Origin of the sequence: Mesorhizobium sp. M2E.F.Ca.ET.219.01.1.1 (assembly GCF_004016445.2) — a bacterium.
Lineage (GTDB): Bacteria > Pseudomonadota > Alphaproteobacteria > Rhizobiales > Rhizobiaceae > Mesorhizobium.
Genome location: NZ_SADT02000002.1, coordinates 1,068,081 through 1,089,294 on the forward strand (window position 1 = coordinate 1,068,081; position 21,214 = coordinate 1,089,294).

Below are 21,214 nucleotides of genomic sequence, written 5' to 3' on the forward strand. Positions count from 1 at the left end.
GTTTGTTCCGATCGGCCCCGCCGGGGTGGCTTCACGGGCGCTTCCGCGATCGCGTAATTTCGCCGCCGCCCGCGAGGCCTATCTTTGCCTGGCGGCGGTGCCCATTCCGCCTTCGGCCGGTGCCTCAGCTACCCCAACGAAGCCCCACCCACTGGGGCGCCGGCCTCATCCCTTGCCCCCGTTCAACGTTTCCGAGGCCGCCAGGCGCTCGGCCTCAATCTCCAGTTCCACCAGCTTGGACTTGATCTCATGCGGCTCGGAATGTTCGAGCCCGACCACGTCGTTGCGCGTCTCACGCAGCGCAATGACGATCTCGTCGAGCTTGGCGTGGATGGCGGCGGTGTCCCGGTAGCCCTGGATGAGAACCACCCCGGTGATGATGATGGCCGCCACCGACAGGGCATAGGTCACCACGTTTGTAAGCCCGAACGGCACCAGCAGCGTGCAGGCCGCCATGGCGGCAAGCATCGCGTAGAAGCCTGGCGGACGCGACAGGAAATCCGCCGCGCGGAAGAGCAGGCGGTTCATCGGCCGCCTATCCGAGCAGCATGCCGGCTATCAGCACGGTGAGCAGCACCGATGCCGGCACGGCCAGGAGCCAGCGCGCCTCCAGAACACTGTTGCGATTGTCGTCCATGTTCGTTGCTCCTGTTGGCCGGCACTATGCCGCAAATTCACGTCGGCAAACGAAGCTGGGAAGCCTTCGTTCCCACGATCGGGCGACGGTCGCAAAGCGGTGTCGGACTGAGGTCGGACCGGCGCGCGAAGAGGGCTGGGCGCCGCAACCAAAGCCAGCGCTCCGCATTGGCACGCGCGCCGACTTCCGCGCGCCGCCGATAGGGAGCAGACATGAGCCTCGATAGACCGACAGACGATGTGGACGACCAACCATACGAGCCGGCGTTCTTCGCCAGCAAATACGGCCTGCCGCCTCGGCTCGCCAAAACGATGATCGAGGCCAACGGCCCCGGGCGGCGCGCCTGCGACGCCGCCGCCAAGACCTACCTGCGCTACATGGCGCTTCGGCGTCAGCGCGACAGCTGAGCCTCGCCGCCGGCTGGGCTTTTCCGTCTGCCGCAGTCCCATTGCGCAATGCAACCCGGGCCGGAACCAAAGCGGCGGGCGTCGGTTTATCCGGCGAAGGGATGAATTCAGGAATTAGGAATAGAGCAATGAAAACAGTGCTTCTTGCTGCCCTGGCGCTCTGTGTCGCCGCGCCCGCCGTCGCTTCCGCGGCGGAGGCCGATGTCGTCATCAGGACGCATCACAGGCATTACTATCATCACCGCCCGGCGGTCGTCATCAACGACGAGGGCCACCGTCTTCACCACCGCCACCACGGCACGATCGCCTTTTATGACAATGGCGAGCGCGGCTGGCGTCACCGCCATCACCGCCGCGACGACACGGTGGTCGTCACGGGTTCGATCGGCCACCGGCACCATCACCGTCCGGTCGTGGTCGAGAGCAACACCGACTATTGACGTAACGCGGCCGGGTTGTGCGCAACGAAGCACGGGCCGGCCGCGTTTGTTTGCCGATTTTATTTCCTCGCGCAGGCCTCCCGCGCCGCCGGATGATCGCAGTAGGGATGGTCGCTTCCTGATCTCGCCCTAGCGGCCTTGCGGGGAAGATAGCGCGTTGTGTCTTCAACGCCCCATTGGACTTCACCGCGACACAACCCCATATTTGGGCCATGGAGCTTTGAGCGTGAGCATCGCGCGGGTGGCCCTTTTCGCCGCTGCTCTTTTGGGCGCGGCCGCCGTTTCTGCCTTCTCCTCCGCCGGGAGCGGGAAGGTGGCGTTGAGCATCGCCGTTGACGGCGCCATCGGGCCGGCAAGCACCAGGCAACTCGAGGACGCGCTCGACACCGCCGCCAGGCGCGACGCCGCGGTCCTCATCCTTCAGCTCGATACGCCGGGCGGCCTTGTCACCTCGATGCGCGAGATGATCGCCGACATCCTGGCCTCGCCTGTGCCTGTCATCGGTTATGTCGCGCCCTCCGGCGGCCACGCGGCCAGCGCCGGCACCTACATCCTCTACGCCACCCACGTCGCGGCGATGGCGCCCGGCACCAATCTCGGCGCCGCGACGCCGGTCGAGCTCGGCGGCCTGCCGTCGCTTCCAGGCGGCGAGAAGGACAAGAACGAGAAGGACGGGGACCAGAAGGACGCAACCGGACAGCCGGCCGGCGACGCGATGATGGCCAAGGTGACCAATGACGCGGTGGCGCTCATCCGCTCGCTCGCCGAGATGCGCGGGCGCAACGGCGACTGGGGCGAGAAGGCGGTGCGCGAGGCGGCGAGCCTGTCGGCCAACGCCGCGCTGCAGGAACATGTCATCGACTTCGTCGCCCGCGACACCACCGAGCTTCTGCAGCTTGCCGACGGGCGCACCGTCGAGGTGGCCAGCAGGAAAGAGGTGCTGGCGACGAAGGGCCTGCCGGTCGAGACGCTGGAGCCCGGCTGGTTCATCCGGCTCCTGGCCGTCATCACCGACCCGAACACGGCCGTCATCCTTATGCTGGTCGGTGTCTACGGCATCGTCTTCGAGTTCACCAGCCCGGGCGCCGTGGCGCCGGGCGTCGTCGGCACCATCTGCCTGGTGCTCGGTCTCTACGCGCTGAACCTCCTGCCGATCAACTACACCGGTCTCGCCCTGATGATGCTCGGCGTCGCCTTCCTGATCGTCGAGGCCTTCAACCCAACCGTGGTGCTGGGGCTGGGCGGCGTCGCCGCCTTCCTGCTGGGCTCCGCCATGCTGCTCAAGGTCGAAGGGCCGGGCTTTGCCATGTCCTGGGCGGTCATCGGCCCGGCCGCCGCGCTGACGCTCGGCCTGGCCTTGCTCACCGGCACCTATGTCTGGGCGGCGCGCAGGAACCCGCCGCGCGTCGGCGGCGAGGCCATGCGCGGCCTTCCCGTCGAGATCCTCGACTGGCAGGGCGGCGAGGGGCATGTGCTGGCTTTGGGCGAGCGCTGGCGGGCGAGGGCAGGCGAGCCCATGCAGCCCGGCGACCGTGTCGAGGTGACCGGTGTCAGCGACCTCGTGCTGACGGTGCGGCGTCGCGATGCAGGCAACAACGGAGCAATAAAATGATGGTCGGTTACGTGGCCTATCTCATCATTGCGGTGGCCGCGATCATTTTCCTGGCGGCGGCAATCCGCATCCTCAGGGAATATGAGCGGGGCGTGGTCTTCACGCTCGGCCGCTTCACCGGGGTCAAGGGTCCCGGCCTGATCATCCTCGTCCCCTTCGTCCAGCAGATGGTGCGGGTCGACCTGCGCGTGGTGGTGCAGGATGTGCCGCCGCAGGATGTCATCTCGCGCGACAATGTCTCGGTCAAGGTCAACGCCGTGCTCTATTTCCGCATCGTCGACGCCGAGCGGGCGATCATCCAGGTCGAGGATTTCATGGCCGCCACCAACCAGCTGGCGCAGACCACGCTGCGCTCGGTGCTCGGCAAGCATGAGCTCGACGAGATGCTGGCCGAGCGCGACAAGCTCAACAGCGACATCCAGGAGATACTCGACCAGCGCACCGATGCCTGGGGCATCAAGGTTTCCAACGTCGAGATCAAGCATGTCGACCTCAATGAGAGCATGATCCGCGCCATCGCCAAGCAGGCCGAAGCCGAGCGGCTGCGCCGCGCCAAGGTGATCAACGCCGACGGCGAGCAGCAGGCGGCGGCGAAGCTGGTCGAGGCCGGCCGCATGCTGGCAACCGAGCCGCAGGCCATGCAGTTGCGCTATTTCGAGGCCCTGCACGACATCGCCGGCGAGCGTTCGTCGACGGTGGTGTTCCCCCTGCCGGTGGAACTGCTCGGGCAGTTCATGAAGGCGCAAGGCAAGTGAGGCACTGAGCCTGCTCCTTCCCATGGTGTGGGCGAGGGGCTTCGCCAAAGGAGGAGCCGAGTTCGCGACGCAACCGGGGAACCACCTTGGGTGGCGGCCTTAACCCGGAAACAACTTTTCAAGTGCTTTTAATGGCCCGATCGGAGATGGGTATCGGCGCCATGTGGCAACATCTTACGGCAAATCTCGCTGCGGTGGCGCTGTTCGTATCCGGCTGGAACTACGTGCAGCCCTGGCTCGAGGGCCGCTCGCAAAGAGTCAGGCTGCTCGTCTTCGGCTGCATCATGGGCTGGGGCGCGCTGGCCTCCATGCTGTTGACCGTCGAGGTTAAGCCGGGCGTCCTGCTGGATCTCAGGACGTCGCTGGTTGCGACGGCCGGCCTGTTCGCCGGCATGCCGGGCGCATTGGTGGCCACCGCTTTTCCGCTGGGATACCGCATCGCGATCGGCGGCCACGGCCTGACCGCCGGCCTGATCGGCATTGCGGTGGCATTCGCCGCCGGCGTTCTTGCCAACCGCCTCATCGGGCGCCGCCAGACGCGCGCCTGGCAAGTGCTCGTGTTTGCGGTTTGTGTTGGCCTGTCTGGGCTTGTGCCCGTATCGATCCTGCCGCAGACGGCCGCGCCCGATATCGATGTCCATCTCGTGCTGCCGCTCATCGCGCTCAATATCGCGGCAACCGCCGTGGCCGGCCTCGTCGTGCTGCACACACAGCTTGTCACCAAGGAGCGCGATCTGCTGCGCGCGGCGGTCGCCCAGGCGCCGGACTTCTACTATGTCAAGAACGCGCGCGGCCAGTTCGTTGCCGTGAACCAGACGGTCGCCGCCTACAATGGCTATGACCACCCCGTGCAGATGACGGGCAAGACCGACTTCGACATAGCCGACGCCGCTCGCGCCCGCATCCTTTCCGGGTTGGAGCAGAGGATGCTGAAATCGGGCGAGGGGATCGCCGGCTTCGAGGAACAGATTCCGGACCTGAAGGGTAATCTTCGCTGGTTCTCGACCTCCAAGACACCTTTGCGCGATGTCGACGGCAACGTCATCGGCCTTGTTGGCGTCACACGCGACATCACGGCCCAGAAGCAACTCGAACAGACGCTGCTGGAGGCCAAGAACCAGCTCTCCTATGCGCTGTCCGAGATGTCGGACGGCCTTGCCATGTTCGATGCCGAGGGGGTTCTGGTCTTCTGCAACGAGCAATACCGCGAGCTGTTTCCGCTGACCGGCGACCTGCGCGTTCCCGGCACAAGGCTGCGCGACATCCTGGAAGCCGTGACCGTGACCGGCGAGCAGGTGGGCATCCCCAAGGGCCACGAGCGGGAATGGATAGACAGCGTCGTGGGCGCGCTCCACACCCCCGGCGAGCAGCAGATCAAGCTGTTCGACGGCCACTGGCTGATGCTGAGGACGAGACCCACCCAGGCCGGCCTGGCGCTGGTGGTCGTCTCCGACATCACCGAGATCAAGAGCACCGAGGGAGAGCTCACCACGCTCAGCAACCAGCTGGCGCAGCTCGCCAACACCGATCCGCTGCTGGGTGTCGGCAATCGGCGCGCTTTCGATCAGGCGCTGGCCGGGGTGGTTGCCGATACCAGCCAGTCCGAGCGGGACGTCGCGCTGCTCTTGATCGATGTCGATTCGTTCAAGGCCTATAACGACCGTTACGGACACCTTGCCGGAGACGAATGCCTGCGCCAGATCGCCGACTGCCTGCGCCAGCGCACGCGCGCCGGCGATTTCGTGGCGCGCTATGGCGGCGAGGAATTTGCCGTCATTCTCCCGGATACGTCGGCGGCCGGCGCCATGCGTGTCGCCGACAATCTGCGGGCCGCGGTGCGCGAGCGGGCGCTGGAACATGATCGCAGCGCGCGCAAGGTCGTCACCATCAGCGTCGGTGTCGCCATCAGCGGCCCGACCGCCCGCCACGACCCGACCAGCATGATCCTGCAGGCGGACAAGGCTCTCTACGCCGCCAAGGCAAGCGGGCGCGACGCCACGCGACTGGCCGAGCCGGACGCCGGCTTCCAACCCATTCCGCTTCCGCGCAAGGCGTGACCAGCACGGCGGGAAAGGCATCGGAACAAGCGGGTGCTTGCGGCCAGGCGTCAATCCGCCTCGCCGCCGGACCCCTTGCCGCACTCGGCCAGCACCTTGCCGATCGCGGCGCCTGAGCCTTTCAGCGGAAATGTCGCCTCGCCATACTTGTCCGCGCTGACCGTCACGTCCCCCTTGCCGCGCAGCAGCGAAAGCAACGGGTCGGCAGGGCCGGAAAGTTCGGTGGTGAAGTTATTGTACATCGCCTCCAGCTCGAGCTTCTTCGTCAGGCTCTTGGCTCCGGCCTTGAAGGTGAAGGAGCCGCTGATGCCAGGCTCCAGCTGCCCGCCCGCAGCGCCGAGATCGTAGCTCAGCACCGGCTTGCCGAAACAGGCGAGCATCAGATGCGCGTCCCCCTTCGGGCCGCCGCAGACCGAGGCCATCATCACGCTGCCGCCCTCGTCCTCCTCCATCTTGGCCGACCAGGAGCAGGACGCGGCATGGGCGGGCAGGGCGGTGAGCAGTGCCAGGATGAGTGTTGCCAGCCCGCGTTTCATGATCGCTCCCCTCGTGATGCGGTGATCATACAGAGATTGGCGAAAACGGGCGAGTGCGCAATCTCCCACCCTTTCGCTTCGTCATTCTAGGGCGGACCAAGGAGCGAAGCGACGCGCGCAGACCCTAGAATCCATGCCGTGACGCGGGCCGTAAGATGCAGCGGTGCAGAATGGCTACTTGCAACATCGCCAGCTAAGATCGCGACATGACAGGCTACGTCTACATGACGGCAAGCCAGAAAGGCGGCACGATCTACATCGGTGTCACCAATGACCTCGCTCGCCGGATGCCCGAGCACAAGGCTGGCCAAGGCTCTAGCTTTACCAGCCGCTACGGTGTGCAGCGTCTGGTCTGGTACGAGGAATACTTCGACATCGCCGATGCTATCCAGCGTGAGACATCGCTGAAGCGCTGGCCACGCCAATGGAAGGTCGAATTGATCGAGAAGACCAATCCGGAATGGTTCGAACTCTTTCGCGGGATCGGCTGGTGAGCGTTCTGCACCGTGGTGGCTCTCAGGCGTCACGGCATGGATTCTAGGGTCTGTGCGCGTCGCTTCGCTCCTTGCTCCGCCCTAGAATGACGAAGTCTAGCGGCTAGCGTGTCGCGATTTTTGCCGCGGTCCTCACCGCCGCCAGGGCGGTTCTGGCGAAAATCGCTTGCCGATCCAGTCGGCGAAGGCGCGGGTCTTGGCGGCCTGGCCCTTGGCGGAGGGCATGACGACATAGACCGCGCCCTCGTCGGCCAGCGTCCAGTCCTCAAGGATCGGCACCAGCCGGCCGCTGGCGAGCTCGCGTCCGACCAGCCAGTCGGTGCTCATCATCAGGCCGACGCCCTGCACGGCGGCCTCGACCAGCACCTCGGCGTCGTCGCTGGTGAGCGGCCCCGAAACCTCGACGCGCACGCGCCGGCCCTCGCGGTCGGTCATCTCCCAGGCCGGAAAGGTCTGGAAGCCGGTGAAGCCGAGGCAGGAATGCTCGAGCAGCGCCTGCGGCGTTTCCGGCCGACCCCTTCGAGCGAGGTAGGAAGGGGCGGCGCAGAGCAGCCGGCGCCGCGTCGCCACCTTGCGCGCCACCAGGCGCGAATCCTCCAGGCTTCCCAGCCGCACGGCAACGTCGAAATTCTCGGCGACGAGATCGGCGAAACGGTTGGAGAATTCGGCCTCGATGCGCAGGTCCGGGAATTCGGCGAGGAACTGCGGCAGGAACGGGGCTATCCACATGCGCCCGAACGTTCCGGGCAGCGCCAGCCTGAGCAGCCCGCGCGGCCGGCCGCCGGCATGCGCGGAGGCGGCGGCCTCGGCCTCGTCGACAGAAGCCAGGATGGCGCGCACGCGGACAAGGAATTCCGCGCCCGCCTCGGTCAGCGACACGCTGCGCGTCGTGCGGTGGAGCAGCCGCACCCCCAGCCGCTCTTCCAGCGATTGCAGCCGGCGCGACAGGATGGTCGCGTCGCGCCCGACCCTCGCCGCAGCCCGGGTGAAGGAGCGGGCCTCCGCGACGGCCGCGAAGGCGGCCATTTCGGCAAGAGCGGCGGGTTCGTGGGATTGCTGCATGATTTGCAATACTCAAATGCAAAAGCCGACAATTATCGAGGAATAGCGCAGCAGATAGGTTCACTCAACCGTCAATCGACCACCCACGGAGTGAACCCATGAAAGCCATCGAACTCACCCAGCCCAGGCTCGACGCCTTCCGCGCCGCCAGCGTCGCCACACCCGAACCGCAGCGCGGCGAGGTGCTGATCCGCCAGCGCGCGGCGAGCCTGAATTTCGTCGACGTCGCCGTGGCGAGCGGCAATTATCCCGGCCCGGTTTTTCCGCTCATACCCGTCGCCGACGGCGCCGGCGAGATCGTTGCGCTCGGCGAGGGCGTGACGAGGTTTGCCGTCGGCGACCGCGTCGTCGCCCATGCCAAGCCGCGCTGGATCGGCGGCCGGCCGCGCCCATACGAGATGACGCAGATGCGCGGCATCTCGCTGCCCGGATCGCTCGCCGAATATGTCGCCCTGCCGGCCAATTCGGTCGTGCCGGTGCCGGCGCATCTCTCCTTCGAGGCGGCCTCGACGTTGCCCATCGCCGGAACCACCGCGTGGAACGCCATCCGCGCCGCCGATGTCGGGCCGGGCTCGGTCGTCGTGCTGCTCGGCACCGGCGGCGTGTCGATCTTCACGCTTCAGCTTGCCAAGGCGGCCGGCGCCACCGTGATCATCACCTCGTCCTCGGACGAGAAGCTCGAGCGGGCCAAGGCGCTCGGCGCCGATCACCTCATCAACTACCGCTCGACGCCGGACTGGGACGGCAAGGTGCTGGAGTTGACCGACGGCCTCGGCGCCGACCTCGTCGTCGAGACCGGTGGCGCCGCCACCTTCGCCCGAGCGGTCAACGCCACCGCGCCCGGCGGCACGCTGTTCACCATCGGCTTCGTCACCGGCGCCGAGGCGACGGTCAACCTGCTGCCGATCATCATCAAGGCGCTGAAGGTGGTGGGCAACAACACCGGATCGGTGTCCGACCTCAAGGACGCGGCGCGAGCCATCGGCGCCGCCCGGATCGAGCCGGTCGTCGACAAGGTGTTTTCGCAAGAAGAGGCGACCGAGGCTTATACCCATATGGCAGCCGGCGGCCTGCATTTCGGCAAGCTGGTGTTCGGGCTGGATTGGTAGGAAGGGCAGACGTCGCAAGACGTAGTTTCCTCGCCCCCACGAAGTGGGGGAGAGGTGGCTCGGCGAAGCCGAGACGGAGAGGGGGAGCGCCCTACGAAGCCCCCTCTCCGTCCGCTTCGCGGACACCTCTCCCCCGCCTTCGGCGGAGGCGAGGAACCCAAGCCTTAGGACGCCGGCGGGACAGCGCCCCTCTCTGGCCTGCCGGCCATCTCCCCCACAAGGGGGGAGATTACGCGCTCCGTCCGCGGTGCTCCGCTAGATCAACTTCTCCAGCGTGATCGGCAGGTCCCGCACCCGTTTCCCCGTCGCGTGGAACACCGCGTTGGCGATCGCTGGCGCGATGCCCACGATCGCCAGTTCCCCAACCCCCTTGCCGCCGAGCGCCGAGGAATGCGGGTCGGGGATGCCGACCGAGATCGTCTGGATGTCGGGAATGTCGGCATTGGTCGGCAGCATGTAATCGGCGAAATTGCCGTTGACGATGCGGCCGTGGCGGCGGTCGACGATGCCTTCCTCGAGCAGCGCCTGGCCGATGCCCATGATGATGCCGCCCTTCCACTGGCTTTCGGCCAGCTTGGGGTTGTAGAGCCGGCCCGAGTCCAGCGCCGACACCACGCGCGACACGCGCACCGTGCCGAAATCCTCATCGACCCTGACTTCCACGAAGTGCGCGCACCAGGAATAGCGCGAATAGTCGCCATCGGTATGCGGGATCGACATGGCGATGGTGGTGTAGTTCTTGTAGCGCTCCTCCGCCGTCGTGCTGGCCGGCAGTGTGTCGCCCTTGGCCTCGATCTGGTCGCGGCCGATCGCCGCCATGAACTCGGCGATCGACAGCTCCGGCCCTTCGCCACGCGGCGAGGCGATGCGGCCGTCCCGCACCTGCAGCGTGTTTGCCTGCAGCGCCTGGAAGGGCGAGCGCGGGTCGGAAAGCGCCAGCCCGATCAGCTCATCGAGCGCCTGGCCGGCCGCCTTGTAGACGGTGCCGGTCATGACGCCGGCCAGCCGCGACCCGCCGGTGACACCGGCGCGGGCGAAGTGGGAGTCGCCGAGCTTAACCGACACGCGTTCCACCGGCACGCCGAGCGTCTCGGCCGCAGTCTGCGCCAGGATCGTGTAGGTGCCCTGGCCCATGTCGATGGAGGAGCTTTCGACCTCGACCGAACCGTCGGCGAGGATCTTGACCACCGCCTCGCCATGCGCGCGCCGCACCGGATAGGTGCCGGCCGCCACGCCCCAGCCGATGAGCTGATGGCCGTCCCGCATCGAGCGTGGCTCAGGCGGGCGTTTCGCCCAGCCGAAGGCTTCCGCTCCTGCTGCAAAGGCCTCGCGCAGCTGCCTGGTCGACCACGCCTTCTTCGTATGCGGATCCTGTTCGGCATAATTGATCAGCCGCATCTCCAGCGGATCGATGCCGAGCTCATATGCCAGCTCGTCTATGGCGCATTCAATGCCGAAAGCGCTCGGGTTCTCGCCCGGCGCGCGTTTTGCTCCCGGCACCACCGTGTTGACCCGCACCACATTTTGCCTCGAGGAGAAATTCGGCGTGGCATACATGATCGAGGTGACCGAGCCGAGCGGCTCGACCCACATGCCGTCGACCGCCGTCTCGTTGACGCCGCGATGCACAATCGACTGGATCCTGCCATCCCTGTCGGCGCCGATCGCCACCGTCTGCCGCGTCGCCGCGCGGCCGCCATAGGACGTGAAATTCTGCGGCCGGTTGAGCACCAGCTTCACCGGCCGTCCGAGCATCTTGGCGGCGGCCGCCGCCACCGCACTGTGCGCCAGCGCCAGCGCCTTCGAGCCGAAACCGCCGCCGATATAGGGCGAGACCAGCCGCACATTCTCGAACGGCACGCCGAACCACTCGGCGTAAGTGCGCGCCATGCCGTCGAGCCATTGGCTCGGCTCCCAGATGGTCAGCTCGTCGCCTTCCCAGCGCGCGATCAGCCCATGCGGCTCCATCGCCGCCTGGAATTCGCGCGGCGTGTTGTAGGCCGCGCAGATGCGCACCGGGGCGGCGGCGAAGGCGGCCTGCGCGTCGCCCCATTCCTTGGTCATGGCGTCGATCGGGATGCCGTCGCCGGCCTTGCCGTCGCTGAGGTCGACGATAGCCGGCGTCTCGTCATACCAGACCTTGAGCAGCGCCGCGGCGGCCACCGCCTGCTCGAAGGTCTCGGCCACCACCGCCGCGATATGCTGGCCCGAATAGGTGACCTCGCGGGCGAGAGGGTTATAGGTCTGCTGCGACGGCGGGTTGCCCAGCCAGTCCGACGCGCCCTTCAGTTCCATGATGGTGTCGGGTGTGAGCACCGCGAGCACGCCGGGCGCGGTCTCGGCAGCGCGTCTGTCGATGGCCGAGACCTTGCCGGCGGCGATGGTCGCGCCGACCAGCACGGCGTGCACCAGCCCTTCGAGCTGCTGCTCGAAGGCATACTTTGCCGCGCCGGTGATCTTGGCCGGACCGTCGACGCGCGACAGGCGTCCGCCCACCGCTTCGAGGCGCGCGCTGTCGGACGCGGCGTGTTTCATGTCATGAACGGTCATGCCGTCTCTCCCAATTTGAGGATGGAGCGCGCGATCACGCGCGGCGCCAATGCGATCTTGTAGTGGTTGGCGCCATGGTCGACAGCGCCCTCCATGGCGAGCTCGCTCGCCTTGCGGATCGTGTCTTCGGAAAGCGCCTTGCCCTTCAGCGCGTCCTCGACGGCGCGCACCCGCCACGGCTTGGTGGCTACGCCGCCAAGCGCCACGCGGATGTCGCGGACGGTACGGCCGTCCCCTTCGAGCTCCAGCCCGACGGCGGCGCTTGCCGCGGCGAATTCATAGGACTGGCGGTCGCGCACCTTGATGTAGGTCGAGCGCCTGGCGGCGGCCGAGCCGGGGATTTCGATCGCCGTGATCACCTCGCCGGGATGGATGTCGTGCTCGCGCTCCGCCGTGGCGCCGGGGGCGAGGAAGAAATCCTCGATCTTGAGCTTGCGCTGGCCGAGATCGACCTCGGCGTCGAAGGCGACGAGCGCCACCGCCAGATCGCCCGGATAGGTAGCGATGCAGGCCTCGCTCACGCCAAGCACCGCATGGCCGCGCGTCACCCCGCCGATCGCCGAACAGCCGCTGCCGGGCGCGCGCTTGTTGCAGGCCGGGAAGTTCTGCGGATCGCGGAAATAGGGGCAGCGCGTGCGCTGCATCAGATTGCCGCCGATGGTCGCCATGTTGCGCAATTGCGCCGAAGCGGCCTGCCACAGCGCTTCCGAGACGGCCGGGAAGAGGCTCTTCACGCGCGGGTTGTCGGCGACATGGCTCATCCTGGCCAGCGCGCCGATGACGGCACGGTCGGCGGTCACGTCGATGGCGTTGAGCCCCTCGATATGGCTGATGTCGATCACGGTCGAAGGTTCGGCGACGCCGCATTTGGCGAGGTCGATCAGCGTCGTGCCGCCGGCAAGCAGCATCGCGCCGGGGAGGGCGGCCGCGTTACGCGCGGCCTCGATGCTGTCGGCGCGGAGGTAGGAAAAATCTCTCATGAGCGCAGCTCCTGTGCGGCCTGGCGGACGGCAGCGACGATGTTCGGATAGGCGCCGCAGCGGCAGAGATTGCCGGCCATGTATTCGCGGATTTCCTCATCGGAGCCGGCATGCCCCTCACGGATGCAGGCCACCGCCGACATGATCTGTCCGGGTGTGCAATAGCCGCACTGGAAGGCGTCCTGTTCGAGGAACGCGGCCTGTACGGCGTTGAGCGTGCCGTCCTCGTCGGCGAGCCCCTCGATGGTGGTGATCTCGCGGCCTTCGACCTGCGCTGCCAGTGTCAGGCAGGCAAGCACCCTTTGGCCGTCGACATGCACGGTGCAGGCGCCGCACTGGCCCTGGTCGCAGCCTTTCTTGGTGCCGGTGAGGTTGAGCCGGTCGCGCAATGCATCGAGCAGTGTCACGCGCGGCTCGATCTCCAGCGCCTGGTCGCGGCCGTTGATGGTGAGATGGACGGAAAGCGTGGTGGGACTGATGGTGACTTGGTCATTCATGAGGCGTCGGGCTCCAATTGCTGGACGCTTGAGCGGATGGAAATGGGGCTTGGGGGGTGGGGGGCAAGGCGTGGAAGCTGCTAATCTCCCCCCTTGTGGGGGAGATGCCCGGCAGGGCAGAGGGGGGCGCGAAGGAACGAGGCATTTGAACGACAAGGTTCCTCGCCCCCATGAAATGGGGGAGAGGTGGCTCGGCGAAGCCGAGACGGAAAGGGGGCTGCGCCCTACGAAATCCCCCTCTCCGTCCGCTTCGCGGCCACCTCTCCCCCGCCTTCAGCGGGGGCGAGGAACCCAAGCTTCGCGACGCTGGCGGGACAGCACCCCCCTCTGGCCTGCCGGCCATCTCCCCCGCAAGGGGGGAGATTGGCAGCTCAGCCGCCCCAACCTCACTCCACCAACCAGGTGAAGCTTTCCGTCCATGATCTGGTGACATAACGCTTCCCCTGGTTATATGATAAAAGCACTCCACTAAAACGGAGGTGCCTCCGTTTATCTAACTGGGGTCTGGCCAGCCGTGGTTCAACCCCCCATATTGCGGTGGTGGAGAAAAAAGTGCCCGACCAGGAAATGACCGCTGAAGCGACGCGCGATGCGCCGGCGCCAAAGCCGCTGCGCGCCGATGCGCAACGCAACCGCGACAGGCTGGTCGAAGTGGCGGCGCAAATGTTTGCCAGCGACGGCGTCGATGCCTCTCTGGAGGAGATCGCCAAGCGGGCAGGGGTCGGCATCGGCACGCTCTACCGCCATTTCCCGACGCGCGAGCATCTGGTCGAGGTGGTCTACCGCCGTGAGGTGGAAGGCCTCTGCCACGCCGCCGAGGACCTCGCCCGCGAGCACCCGGCCGATGTCGCGTTGGAGCTTTGGATGCAGCGCTTCGTCGATTACATCGCCACCAAGCGCGGCCTCGCCACCAGCCTGCGGCTGCTGCTCACCGCCAATTCCACGCTGTTCTCCGACACATCGGGGCGCGTCTCCGGCGCCATGCGAGGCCTGGTCCAGGCCGCCGCCGCCGCGGGAAAGATCCGCGCCGACGTCGACTCTTCCGATGTCATGCATGCGCTCGGCGGCATCTACTCCGCGCCCAACACGCCCGACTGGCGCGAGCGCTCAGGACGGCTGGTGAAGCTCCTGATGGATGGGCTGAGGTTCGGGGCGACCGGTTAGGAGCATGGGCGAAGGTGGAGGCGAAGTCCGATCCTCGCCGAAGCGGGGAGATTGCCGGTAGGGGAGGTTTCGCCGGCATGCGGCGAGCAGTCCGGACCGAGTGCCTGTTAGTTGGGATCGCCCGACCTGGCTCCCCCGTGAGACCCGCCGCCATAGTTGTCGCCGCCGCCGGAGCGGCCGAAATTGAGGCTGCGAGGGCGGGGGTGGAAGGGCTTGCCTCCCGCTCCATTGCCCCAGGTCGATCCGCCAGAATTGCCCGGACTTGATCCGCCCGATTTGGCGATCGCTGCGGAGCTGAGGCTTGTACCGAGGAGAAGTGTTATGGACGGCGGGGTCACCGCCGCGAAGCGCCCAGCCTTCTTGAGAAAATCGCGGCGCGCCTCTAATTCTGAAACCAGACTGTCGGGCTCCCGCTCTGAGCGCTTTCTGCTTTCGGTTTCCATGTTAATACACCCCACATTCGCCGAATTTACTTTAGTATTTTTCATATAGGGGCACGAGTTCTCCAAAAGGCTTAGGTTTCGGGTAAGAATTTGAGAAGATGCGGGCGATTCGCCGTGCGAGATCTGTTGGGGCGCCGACGCGAGGCAGTTGAGCGCGAACTACCCCACCTGGTGAAGAGTTCGGCAGGATGGAGGGGGCAGTCCCGCCGTCGCCTCACGACCGGCGCTTCAGCATGGTGCGTCTTACCCCCTTCAGCACCGTCGTGCGCCTCAACGCTCCGCGCCGATCCCTCTCTCCCACAAGGGACGAAGGCGGATTTCTCCGTCATCCTCTCGCATTGCGAAACGCGCAGCCTAGATAGAGGCGGGCCACCCACTGTGCAGAAGGACATCCGCATGCCGAAACAGCTGACATTGAACGACGGCGCTACCATTCCCCAGATCGGGCTCGGCGTGTGGCAGGTCGAGCCAAGCATCACCGCCAAGGTCGTTCGCTGGGGCATCGACGCAGGTTACCGTCTCATCGACACCGCCGAGGGCTACCGTAACGAGGAAGGCGTCGGCGAGGCGATCCGCGCGGCGGGCGTGCCGAGGAACGAGCTCTTCATCACCTCCAAGCTGCGCAACGGCGCGCATCAGCGCGACGCGGCGTTGCGCGCCTTCGACGACACGATGCAAAAACTCGGCATCGACCAGATCGATCTCTTCCTCATCCACTGGCCGGTGCCTGCCCAAAACAAATATGTCGAAGCCTGGAAGACGCTGGTCGAGTTGCAGAAGGCGGGCCGCGTCAAGTCGGTCGGCGTCTCGAACTTCAACCAGGATCATCTGGAGCGCATCATCGGCGAGACCGGCGTGACGCCCGTCGTCAACCAGATTGAGCTGCATCCGCGCTTCCAGCAGCGCGACAAGCGCGATTTCCACAAGAAGCACAACATCCATATCGAAAGCTGGAGCCCGCTGGGCAGCGGCCGGCTGCTTTCCGACCCGACACTGGAGAAGATCGCGATGAAGCACGGCAAGTCGGTGGCGCAGGTGACCATCCGCTGGCATTTGCAGGAAGGGCTGATCGTCATCCCGAAGTCGGTCCACCAGGAGCGCATCGCCGGCAATTTCGACGTCTTCGATTTCGAGCTGGACGCCGACGACATGCGGACCATCCGTGGTCTGGATTCCGCCGACGGCCGCACCGGACCTGATCCGGCGACGGCGGCGTTTTTGTTTTAGCGCTCTGATAGAAGGGAGCCGACGCCGAAACTGCTAATCTCCCCCCTAGGGGGGAGATTGGCTGTCGCCGCTGCTTTCGCCAATCGCCAAGGGGAGAAGGGACAGGCGCCCTAAATCCCTTCCCCATCCACCAGCGGCACGTCCTCGCCCTCCCAGGGGCTCGGCATCGAGCCTCGCCCGGCGCTCGGCAGCGGCATCCAGCATCTGAGCTCCGGCTCGGCATATTCGACCAGGCGGCCGGGTGAGGAGTCCGAGGCCCGCCAGCCTTCCTCGCCGAACTGGTCGGCGCGCGACCAGTACGCCATGTCGACCTCGGCCGGTCCCTGCTCGGAGGAGCGCACCGTCACCAGGATGCGGCTGCCGTCCCGCGGCGCGCTCGCCATGTTGCGCCAGTGGTCGGTGTCGTCCATGGGAGGTTCCTCCTGCTTCGTTCGGAGCTGCGAAAAAACAGCCTGCTTCGGCGATAGTCGCCGCCCGCCGGGGAGGGGTCAACCCGAACTTGCCGCGAGACATAAATATCGTTCAGAGCTAATGTATCCATCGGCCGCAATCGGATGGACGACGATGGACGAAGGATTGCTGTCTCAGGCCACGCGTCTCGGGCCGGTCCATCTCAAGGTGACCGACATTCCGGCCGCCTTGACCGTCTGGCGCGACACGCTCGGATTGACGCTGGCCGGCGAGGATGCCGCTCAAGCGGAGCTTGGCGCCGGCGGCCGGACGCTGATCGTGCTCCATGCCGGCGCGGAAGTCGCGCTGCCGCAGAAGTCTCGCGATCTCTTCCATGTCGCCATCCACGTCACCACCCGCCGCGACCTCGCCCACGCCGCCGCCCGCCTCAAGGCGTCGGGGTTGCGATACAGCGCCCAGGACCACCTTGTTTCGGAATCGCTCTACGTCTCCGACCCGTCCGGCAACGGCATCGAGATATGCTTCGACACGCTTGAGCGCCTGCTGCGCCGCGAGGTCTCGCCCGACGGCCGCGTGTCGCTGATCGCCGTCGACGGCAGCGCGCATTCCGGGATTGAGCCGCTGGACGTCTCTAGCCTGCTGCGCGATCTCGGCAATTCCGGCCATGTCGAGCCCAGGATGGCGCGGGACGCCTTCATCGGCCACATCCATTTGCGCGCCCGCGAGCCCGAGGCGCTGATGGAATTCTATCTCGGCGTGCTCGGCTTCCGGCCGCATATCCAGTCCCGGACCTTCGGCATGTTCGACTGCGGCACCGAGCGCCGCGCCCATATGATCGCCTTCAACATCTGGGCGCGCGAGGAGCTGCGCGAGCCGCCGCCCAATGCCGCCGGCCTCGACCATTTCACCGTCGAGCTCGGTTCCGCGCAGGAGCTCGCCGCCGTGGCGCGCAGGCTCGAAGCGGCCAATGCGCCGGCGAGAAGGGAAGGCGGCGTGATTTCGACCGCTGATCCGGAAGGCAATCACTTGCGGCTGCTGGTCCAGGGAGGGTGACAGCGGTCGTTTGACAAGGGCAAGGCACAGGAGGGGAAAAATGTCGCTCAGGGTGATAGGAACCGGCTTCGGCCGGACCGGTACGGATTCGATGCGCGAGGCGCTGACCATGCTTGGTTTCGGCCCGTGCCATCATATGTGGGAGGTCATGGGGCATGCGAAGCAGAAGCGGCTCTGGCGGGCGCTGGCCAAAGGCGCCGCGCCCGACTGGGCCCAGCTCTTCGCGGGATACAAATCCTGCGTCGACTGGCCCTCGGCGTTCTATTGGCGTGAGCTGATCGAAGCCTATCCGCAGGCGCGCGTCATCCTCACCTGGCGCTCGCCCGAAAGCTGGTGGGCGAGTTTTGAAAAAACCCTGCTGCCGGCGATCGCCGGCAGCACGGATCAGGAGTCGCTCGGCATCGCGCTCGTCGCCAACCAGGTCTTCGGCGGCCGCCCGCACGACCGAGCCCATGCCATCGCCGTCTACCGGGACAATGTCGAGGCGGTGCTGAACACCGTGCCGGCGGAGCGACTGCTGGTGCACAAGCTCGGCGACGGCTGGGCACCGCTCTGCAGCCATCTCGGCGTCCCCGTGCCGGACGAACCCTATCCCGCCCGCAACTCATCTCAGGAGTTTCGGGCGGCGCTGTCGTTGAACTAGACGAGATGGAAGTCGATGGACGCAGGCATCCGAACTTTCCGGCCCCTCACCGCATCCTGTCCTTTTTGGTATGATCAGGGCAGGGGATAAGGCGATGGGACAAGTCGGATTTGATCAAGGGCGAGGCCAGCCTGACGCGGCTCTGGTCATGGCGGCGCGCTTTGGCGAGGCACATGGTTTCGGCCGTTTGTTCGAGCGCTATCGCCCGCAACTCCACGCGATCGCCCTGTCGATGCTGGGTTACACCGGCGACGCCGAGGACGCGGTCCACGATACGTTCCTTACCGCCCTGGCGCGACTGGACGGCCTGCGTGATCCCGCAGCCGTCGGCGGCTGGCTGCATTCGGTCCTCAGGAACCACTGCCTGATGGCGCTGCGCCGTCGCCGTCCCCGTGCCGGGCCGGCCGAAACCGAGCGTGCCTTTCGCGAACTCGCCGACGAGGAGCGCATCGAGAGCCGGATCGAAAGCCGCGACCTGCGCGACTGGGTGTGGGCGGCGCTTGCGCATCTGCCGGAAATGCAGCGCGCCACGGTGATGCTGCGCTATTTCGGCAGCTCGCCAGGCTATGAGCAGATTGCCGCCATTCTGGGCGTGCCGGTTGGCACCGTGCGCAGCCGGCTGTCCGACGCCAAGATCAGGCTTTCGGAGCTGCTGCTGGCATCGGCCGGTCTGCCCGACCGGGAACACCACAAGCTGGTGGCCGAGCGGCTGGCCTTTTACACCGAGGAATACCGCTCGCTCCAGCACGGCGGCAAGGAGAGGGTGCTTGCCCACTATGCGGAGGATCTCGACATTGCCTTTGCCGGCGGGCCGCGTGGCGTCGGGCGTCACCTCTTCGGTGAGGCCATCGACGAGGATGTCGGCGCCGGCGTTCGCCACAAGCCGGTGCGGGCGTTGGCCAGCGCCAACGTCACCGTGCTCGAGGGCGACTTCGTCAATCCGCCCGAGAATCCGTTCCATTGTCCGCCGAGCTTTGCCATCGTCCTGGTCCATGGCGAGCGCCAGGTGCGTGTGATGCGCGTCCACACCTCAGAACGGCCACCGCGTCTAGAGGAATGACATCTTCGTGAAGTTCGCCAGCAGGGCGAACTTTTCGATGCGCCACGTCATCCTTTTTGGGTCACGCGGCCGGTTGCCGGCGCGTCAACCACAGCAAGGAGATATCCCGATGTTTGCCTTTTCCGCAGTCAAATTGAGCCGCGCCGTCGTTCTCGGCTCGCTTGCCGTGCTCGCCACCCCGTTGCTCGCTCACGCCGACGACTATGATGCGACGCTGAAGGACATCCAGTCGACGATGGGCGGCGTGCCGAGCTTCGTCAAACAGTTCCCGAAAGCCGGTCTGCCCGGCGCCTGGGCCGAGGTCAAGGCCATCGAGCTCAGCGACAAGACGGCGCTGCCGCCGAAGGTGAAGTCGCTGATCTCGCTCGCGGTTGCGGCGCAGATTCCCTGCAGCTACTGCATCTGGTCCGACACTCAGGACGCCAAGCGCGCCGGCGCCACCGACGAGGAAATCCAGGAGGCCGTAGCCATGGCGGCGCTGACGCGCCACTGGAGCACCATCTTCAACGGCATGCAGGTCGACTTCGAGACCTTCAAGAAGGAGATGGGCGGGCAGTAGGGCAGTAAGGGAGCAGGGCAGTAGGGAAAATCCGCGGACGGCCGATCCCTACAGCCCATTGCCTGACCTGACCAGGGAGGAACCGCAGATGAACGCCACACTTGCCACCGACACCACCTTCCTCACCGCGACCCAATTGGCGGCGGCGATCCGCGAGCGGCGGGTCAGCGCGGCCGAAGCGATGGAGGCGCAGTTGGAACGGATCGCCGCCGTCAACCCGCTGCTCAACGCCATCGTCACCCTCGACGAAAAAGCTGCACGCGACGGCGCGAGGGCGGCCGATGAAGCCATTGCGCGCGGCGAGGCGGTCGGGCCGCTGCACGGCGTGCCGGTCACACTGAAGGACGGTCACGCCACGGCCGGCATGCGCACCACGATCGGGCTGACGGCCTGGACCGACTACATTCCGACCGCCGACAGCACCGTCGCGGCCAGGCTGCGCAAGGCCGGTGCGATCATCATAGGCAAGACCAACGTGCCGCCGCGGCTGCGCGACCTGCAGACCTCCAACCCTATCTTCGGCCGTACCAGCAATCCCTGGGACGTCAGCCGCACGCCGGGCGGCTCCAGCGGCGGCGCAGCCGCGGCGGTTGCCGCCGGGCTCGCGCCGCTTGATATCGGCAGCGACGCCGGCGGCTCAGTCCGCGTGCCGGCGCACCTATGCGGCGTTTATGGCTTCAAGCCGACCCAGTCCTCGGTGCCCACCACCGGCAGCTATGCCGATCCACCCGACATGCCGCGCAGCTTCCGGTTGCTGTTCGACATCGGGCCACTGGCGCGCGGCGTCGACGATCTCATCCTCGCCCACCGCATCATCGCCGGCGCTGACGGCCTCGATACCGAAGTGCCGCCCATGGCGACGGACGAGGAGCCGGAACCGCAGCTGGACCGGCTGCGCGTCGCCTTCGCGCCGGAATTCCCCGGCGTGCCGACCGCTCGCGATATTGCCGAGGCGATCGCCGGCTTTGCAGGCGCGATCGACATCGGTGGCGCGCGGGTCGGTCAGGTTCTGCCGCCGCACGATTTCGCCGCCGAGCGGGCATTGTTTTCGGATTTCATCACCTGGTTTTCACAGGCCTTCCAGGCACCAAGGGAAAATTCTCCAACGTTGTCGGCCTATCTCGAGGCGCTCAACCAGCGCGACGAATTCATCCATGCGTGGGAGCGCTTTTTTGACGACTGGGACGTGCTGGTCTGTCCAGCGATGATGTGCACCGCCTTCCGTCACCAGGAAACGGGGATGCCGATTCCGGTCGACGGTGTCGAGACGTCCTATTGGAGCGCGCTCAGCCACGCCTGCCGCTTCAATCTGACGGGTCATCCGGCCGTCGTTATTCCGATAGGCGTCGACCGCGAAGGCCTGCCGATCGGCGCCCAGCTCGTCGGCCGCCGCCATTCGGACATGAAGCTGCTGGCAATTGCCAAGGCGCTGGCCCGCCTGACCGAGGGCTTCGTCAGGCCGCCGGGATTGTGATCGCGCCGCGCCTCGCATCAAGCATGGTAAAACGGCTCGTCGCG

Annotated in this window: 22 protein-coding genes; 14 read left to right on the top strand and 8 right to left on the bottom strand. The window is 66.4% G+C overall.

From position 1 onward, the window contains the following. Positions 1-165 precede the first annotated feature (165 nt). The gene (locus tag EN862_RS15795; RefSeq protein WP_127865218.1) at positions 166-528 is read right to left on the bottom strand and encodes a low affinity iron permease family protein; all 363 of its coding nucleotides are present in this window, start codon (positions 526-528) and stop codon (positions 166-168) included. A gap of 321 nt (positions 529-849) precedes the next feature. Between EN862_RS15795 and EN862_RS15800 the strand changes: the two genes are divergently transcribed. From EN862_RS15800 to EN862_RS15820, 5 genes are all read left to right on the top strand, one after another. Next, positions 850-1,044 carry a hypothetical protein gene (locus tag EN862_RS15800; RefSeq protein WP_127865219.1) on the top strand — a complete coding sequence of 65 codons (195 nt, stop codon included), beginning with the start codon at positions 850-852 and terminating at the stop codon, positions 1,042-1,044. A gap of 128 nt (positions 1,045-1,172) precedes the next feature. Continuing rightward, positions 1,173-1,484, top strand: coding sequence for a hypothetical protein (locus EN862_RS15805; protein ID WP_127865220.1), 312 nt, complete (start codon positions 1,173-1,175; stop codon positions 1,482-1,484). A 226-nt stretch (positions 1,485-1,710) separates the two neighbouring features. After that, positions 1,711-3,096 (top strand): nodulation protein NfeD, encoded by a 1,386-nt coding sequence (locus EN862_RS15810; protein ID WP_127865221.1) that lies wholly within the window; start codon positions 1,711-1,713, stop codon positions 3,094-3,096. Further along, positions 3,093-3,851, top strand: a complete 759-nt coding sequence (locus tag EN862_RS15815) for a slipin family protein (protein WP_127865222.1) — start codon at positions 3,093-3,095, stop codon at positions 3,849-3,851. Before EN862_RS15810 ends, EN862_RS15815 begins: the two co-directional genes overlap by 4 nt. Positions 3,852-4,012: 161 nt before the next feature. Continuing rightward, positions 4,013-5,908, top strand: a complete 1,896-nt coding sequence (locus EN862_RS15820; RefSeq protein WP_189401187.1) for a diguanylate cyclase — start codon at positions 4,013-4,015, stop codon at positions 5,906-5,908. 50 nt (positions 5,909-5,958) lie between these two features. Here EN862_RS15820 and EN862_RS15825 read toward each other — a convergent pair whose 3' ends face one another. After that, positions 5,959-6,444, bottom strand: a complete 486-nt coding sequence (locus EN862_RS15825) for a hypothetical protein (protein WP_245519598.1) — start codon at positions 6,442-6,444, stop codon at positions 5,959-5,961. Positions 6,445-6,650: 206 nt separating this feature from the next. On the opposite strand from EN862_RS15825, the gene EN862_RS15830 reads away from it, so the two are divergent. Then, positions 6,651-6,938 (top strand): GIY-YIG nuclease family protein, encoded by a 288-nt coding sequence (locus EN862_RS15830; RefSeq protein ID WP_127865224.1) that lies wholly within the window; start codon positions 6,651-6,653, stop codon positions 6,936-6,938. Between the two features lie 132 nt (positions 6,939-7,070). On the opposite strand, the gene EN862_RS15835 is transcribed toward EN862_RS15830, so the two are convergent. Continuing rightward, complete coding sequence (locus EN862_RS15835; RefSeq protein ID WP_127865225.1) at positions 7,071-8,000, bottom strand: LysR family transcriptional regulator; 930 nt, start codon at positions 7,998-8,000, stop codon at positions 7,071-7,073. Between the two features lie 98 nt (positions 8,001-8,098). On the opposite strand from EN862_RS15835, the gene EN862_RS15840 reads away from it, so the two are divergent. Further along, positions 8,099-9,109, top strand: a complete 1,011-nt coding sequence (locus tag EN862_RS15840) for an NAD(P)-dependent alcohol dehydrogenase (RefSeq protein ID WP_127865226.1) — start codon at positions 8,099-8,101, stop codon at positions 9,107-9,109. Positions 9,110-9,364: 255 nt separating this feature from the next. On the opposite strand, the gene EN862_RS15845 is transcribed toward EN862_RS15840, so the two are convergent. The 3 genes from EN862_RS15845 to EN862_RS15855 are packed head-to-tail and all read right to left on the bottom strand — an operon-like array spanning position 9,365 to position 13,136. After that, positions 9,365-11,659, bottom strand: coding sequence for a xanthine dehydrogenase family protein molybdopterin-binding subunit (locus tag EN862_RS15845; RefSeq protein WP_127865227.1), 2,295 nt, complete (start codon positions 11,657-11,659; stop codon positions 9,365-9,367). After that, on the bottom strand, positions 11,656-12,639 hold the full coding sequence (locus EN862_RS15850) for a xanthine dehydrogenase family protein subunit M (RefSeq protein ID WP_127865228.1): 984 nt from the start codon (positions 12,637-12,639) through the stop codon (positions 11,656-11,658). The genes EN862_RS15845 and EN862_RS15850 overlap by 4 nt, the downstream gene beginning before the upstream one ends. After that, positions 12,636-13,136, bottom strand: coding sequence for a (2Fe-2S)-binding protein (locus tag EN862_RS15855; protein ID WP_189401191.1), 501 nt, complete (start codon positions 13,134-13,136; stop codon positions 12,636-12,638). The genes EN862_RS15850 and EN862_RS15855 overlap by 4 nt, the downstream gene beginning before the upstream one ends. A gap of 567 nt (positions 13,137-13,703) precedes the next feature. Between EN862_RS15855 and EN862_RS15865 the strand changes: the two genes are divergently transcribed. Next, entirely contained in the window at positions 13,704-14,300 is a 597-nt protein-coding gene (locus EN862_RS15865) for a TetR/AcrR family transcriptional regulator (protein WP_127865483.1), read from the top strand. Positions 14,301-14,407: 107 nt separating this feature from the next. Here EN862_RS15865 and EN862_RS36850 read toward each other — a convergent pair whose 3' ends face one another. Continuing rightward, entirely contained in the window at positions 14,408-14,743 is a 336-nt protein-coding gene (locus EN862_RS36850; RefSeq protein ID WP_127865230.1) for a hypothetical protein, read from the bottom strand. Between the two features lie 396 nt (positions 14,744-15,139). On the opposite strand from EN862_RS36850, the gene EN862_RS15875 reads away from it, so the two are divergent. Beyond that, entirely contained in the window at positions 15,140-15,970 is an 831-nt protein-coding gene (locus EN862_RS15875; protein WP_127865231.1) for an aldo/keto reductase, read from the top strand. 110 nt (positions 15,971-16,080) lie between these two features. Here EN862_RS15875 and EN862_RS15880 read toward each other — a convergent pair whose 3' ends face one another. Beyond that, the gene (locus EN862_RS15880) at positions 16,081-16,380 is read right to left on the bottom strand and encodes a hypothetical protein (protein WP_127865232.1); all 300 of its coding nucleotides are present in this window, start codon (positions 16,378-16,380) and stop codon (positions 16,081-16,083) included. Positions 16,381-16,534: 154 nt separating this feature from the next. On the opposite strand from EN862_RS15880, the gene EN862_RS15885 reads away from it, so the two are divergent. The 5 genes from EN862_RS15885 to EN862_RS15905 all read left to right on the top strand — a co-directional run bounded on the left by EN862_RS15885 (position 16,535) and on the right by EN862_RS15905 (position 21,170). Further along, on the top strand, positions 16,535-17,434 hold the full coding sequence (locus EN862_RS15885; RefSeq protein WP_127865233.1) for a VOC family protein: 900 nt from the start codon (positions 16,535-16,537) through the stop codon (positions 17,432-17,434). A 40-nt stretch (positions 17,435-17,474) separates the two neighbouring features. Further along, positions 17,475-18,077 carry a sulfotransferase family protein gene (locus EN862_RS15890; protein ID WP_127865234.1) on the top strand — a complete coding sequence of 201 codons (603 nt, stop codon included), beginning with the start codon at positions 17,475-17,477 and terminating at the stop codon, positions 18,075-18,077. Positions 18,078-18,225: 148 nt separating this feature from the next. Next, positions 18,226-19,137, top strand: a complete 912-nt coding sequence (locus EN862_RS15895) for a sigma-70 family RNA polymerase sigma factor (RefSeq protein WP_189401193.1) — start codon at positions 18,226-18,228, stop codon at positions 19,135-19,137. A gap of 109 nt (positions 19,138-19,246) precedes the next feature. Continuing rightward, the gene (locus tag EN862_RS15900; protein WP_245519599.1) at positions 19,247-19,696 is read left to right on the top strand and encodes a carboxymuconolactone decarboxylase family protein; all 450 of its coding nucleotides are present in this window, start codon (positions 19,247-19,249) and stop codon (positions 19,694-19,696) included. 88 nt (positions 19,697-19,784) lie between these two features. Beyond that, positions 19,785-21,170 carry an amidase family protein gene (locus EN862_RS15905; protein ID WP_127865236.1) on the top strand — a complete coding sequence of 462 codons (1,386 nt, stop codon included), beginning with the start codon at positions 19,785-19,787 and terminating at the stop codon, positions 21,168-21,170. Positions 21,171-21,214 lie beyond the last annotated feature (44 nt).